We start from the raw sequence: 3,286 nt of genomic DNA, 5'->3' as shown, positions 1-3,286 counted from the left end.
ACTGAGGGCTTCGGTGCTTTATGGAAGGATTTTCTTGGAGCTGGAACGTCTGAAAAACTATTTTTGGTGACGGGAGGGGCCTCCTGGGAGGCAAGCGGTGCAGCCGATTTCTTTTCCCCCCTGTTGAATGGGGTGGCTGTGCGGCGCCTCAGGACGGCTGCGGCGAATCCCGAGATCGAGGCTTTGCAGTCGGCGCTGAGTTTTTTTGAGGAGGACCCCTGCAGCCTGATCATGGCCGTTGGAGGGGGGACCCCCCTCGACACGGCGAAATTGGTCAACTTTTTTTCCTCGACGCGGCAGAGCCCTGGGGCGTACCTGAAGGGGATACGCTCCGAAACGGAGCGCGGCGCTTTTCTCCCGTTCCTGGCCGTCCCGACGACTGCGGGGACAGGAAGCGAGGCCACTCATTTTGCCGTCCTGTACGATGGGTTGGTCAAGCACTCCGTGGGGGACTTGCGGATACGGCCGGGCTATGTGTTCCTGAACCCCGCCTTTACCTTTTCCCTTTCCCCTTATGTTACGGCCTGCACGGGGTTCGACGCTCTGGCACAGGCCATGGAGTCCCTTTGGGCGGTTGGCTCGACGGAGAGCTCCCGGAAGGACGGTCTGGAGTCCCTGAGGATCGGTTCGCGGGTCCTGCGTTCCGTCGTCCTGGCTCCGGAAGCGGAAAGTCGATCGGCAATGCTTCGGGCCGCCTATCTGGCAGGGCGGTCCATCGACGTCGCCAAGACCACGGCGGCCCACGCGTTTTCCTATTGCCTTACGGCGCGCTATGGATTGCCTCATGGTCATGCCGTGGCGACGTTCCTGCCGGAGGTCCTCAGGCAGAACGGAACGGCTCCCGCAGATCGCGTGACGGATCCGCGGGGCGAAGGGTTCTTGCGGCAGGCCGTGGAGGAAATTCTGAACGTACTGGGCTGCGAAACGGTAGATGAGGGAGTACGAAGCCTCTATGCCTTGCGGGAGGCTATAGGGTTGACGGATTCCTGGATGGAGGGAAAAGGATTGTCGTTTGATGTCGTTTACGACCATGCCTTTGAGGAGGCCAACGTTTCGCGTTTGAGCAACAATCCCGTGGGGCTCGCACCGAGCTGTATGGAGAAGAGGGGAAGGATTGAAAATTAGGTGGTTTATTCGTTATGGCGGCTTGGCTTGTCTGTTGCTCCTCCTGTATCCCGGGCCTGCGGCGGCGTACCTCGACCCCAGTGCGGGCAATGCCTTGGTGTATATCGCCGTGACGGCGGTCGGCGTCGTGGGATACGTGCTGAAGGGGATATTCTATCGGGCGGTTGAAATTTGGACGGGCAGGCGCCGTTCGGATGAACGGGGACGGTCCTGTCAGGATATCGCCATTTTCAGCGAGGGGAAGAATTATTGGACGACCTTCGAGCCGATCGTCTCCGCGTTGATTTCGCGAGGGCAGCCCTTCAGTTATTTCACTACGGATATCGAGGACCCTGGATTGACGATACGCAGTCCCCTGATGAGAGGACGGTACCTGGGAGAGGGGAGCGCCGCCTATGCGCGGCTGAATAGAATACGGTGCAGGGTGATGCTCGCCACCACTCCGAATATCGGCACGCCGGGTTTTCCGCTTCCGAGGCCGGCCGGCGTGGAGTTTCTTGTCCATGTTTTTCACGCTCCGGCCGGGGTCGCCTATTATAAAAAGGGATCCTTGGACGCCTACGACGGGGTTTGTATGGTGGGGGAGTACTCCCGGCCGGCGATTCGACACCTCGAACGGCTTCGTGGCCTGCCGGAGAAGGAACTGGTCTGTACGGGGCTGCCTTACTGGGACGTGCTGCTCAAACGATTGGGCGACAGGGATGAGATGCACGGCCGTGGTGAAGATGAAACGGAAGCCGTGGCGAAACAGGCGGGGAGGCGGACGATACTGCTGGCTCCGTCATGGGGACAGAAGGGATTTCTGTCCTGCTACGATCCGGAATTTATCGGCACGCTTGCAAGGGCGGATTTCGATATCATCCTCCGTCCTCATCCTCAGTCGTGGAGGACGGAGCCCGCCTTGCTGCACCGGATTGAGAGATATTTATCGGTGCTCGACAATGTGACGTGGGACAAGGATAGTGATCCATCCCGTTCCATCCTGGCCTCCGATATCCTGATCTCCGATACCTCGGCGATCCGCCTGGACTATGCGATGATTTACGGAAAGCCCGTCATCTCCCTTGAGACGGAGATCGGGGAAAGGGATTCCTTCGAGATTGCCGATCTCCCCACGGAGTGCATGGATTCCCTGGCGGACAGGATATGTATTCCGGTCGGCAGAGACAGGATAGATCATATCGTCGAGATCGTCGAGGAGGCCCTGCGTGAGGGGAAGATGCAGGGGATGGAGGACGCCAGGCGGCGTTACATCTCCTGCTTCGGATGCGCCGGGAAGCAGGTTGTGGAATATCTGGTCGAAAAGTCCGTACAGTTGTCCGCGCCCCTGAGGGATGAGGCGGAAGGGAAAGAGGAAACCCACAATGTTGTATGATCTCTTGTTCAAGCCCGTTGTCGTCCTGCTGAAACATCTTTATCTAGCCATTTTTTCCTGCACGGGCGATTGGGGTACGTCCCTCGTCCTGCTTGCGGTTGTGATGAATATCCTGCTGCGTCCCCTCATGGCGTGGGCCGCACGGCTGCAGAAAAGGGAACGGAAGCTGCAGGATATTCTGGTTCCACAGATTCGTGAGATCAAGCGGGAACTGCACGGTGCGGAGCAGCACGCCGAGCTGACGGAGCTTTACAGGCGGTATGCCTACCATCCTGTCTATGCGGTTCGCTCCAATGCCGGGCTTTTCATTCAGCTTCCGTTTCTGATAGCGGCTTATGCTATGCTCTCCTCCCTCGAGCTTTTGGAGGGGCAGCCTTATCTTTTCATTAGAGATCTGTCCTTGCCGGATTCGCTTTGGCACGGGATCAACCTGCTGCCGCTCCTCATGACGGTGGTCAATCTTTTGGCGGCATGGACGACGGAGAACTTTGGCACGCGAGAAAAGCTACAGGCCTCCGTCATAGGGCTCCTCTTTCTCCTTCTGCTCTATGGCGCTCCCTCAGCTCTGCTGATCTATTGGACCAGCAATAACGTCATCCTGCTCTTGAAGAATCTCGCCGTTCCGGTCAGGCGTTTCCTGGGCGCACATGCAGACTTTTATGAAATATCGGGCCGGAGATTCCTCCCCGTCGGAAGGTGGAGGATACTGACCGATATTCTGGCCGCCCTTTCGATGTTTGCGATTTTGGGGTGCTACGTCTTTTTTTTCAGAAGGGGCTTCATCGG

General features: G+C 58.0%; 3 protein-coding genes. All 3 read left to right on the top strand.

The genetic code is table 11. The annotated features are described in order from the left end of the window. On the top strand, nt 1-1,125 hold a 1,125-nt coding region (locus Q0176_RS10080), incomplete at its 5' end, for a phosphonoacetaldehyde reductase (protein ID WP_299302396.1). Nucleotides 1,126-1,159: 34 nt separating this feature from the next. Continuing rightward, a complete protein-coding gene (locus Q0176_RS10075; RefSeq protein WP_299302393.1) occupies nt 1,160-2,500 on the top strand; it encodes a CDP-glycerol glycerophosphotransferase family protein in 1,341 nt (446 codons plus the stop codon). Further along, nucleotides 2,490-3,286 (top strand): YidC/Oxa1 family membrane protein insertase (locus Q0176_RS10070; protein WP_299302390.1); only part of this gene is annotated, 797 nt, incomplete at its 3' end. The genes Q0176_RS10075 and Q0176_RS10070, both read left to right, overlap by 11 nt.

It is taken from the genome of uncultured Fretibacterium sp. (genome assembly GCF_938040765.1).
Lineage (GTDB): Bacteria > Synergistota > Synergistia > Synergistales > Aminobacteriaceae > CAJPSE01.
The sequence above is the reverse complement of the archived record's forward strand: the minus strand, read 5'-3'. Positions and strand labels throughout refer to the sequence as shown.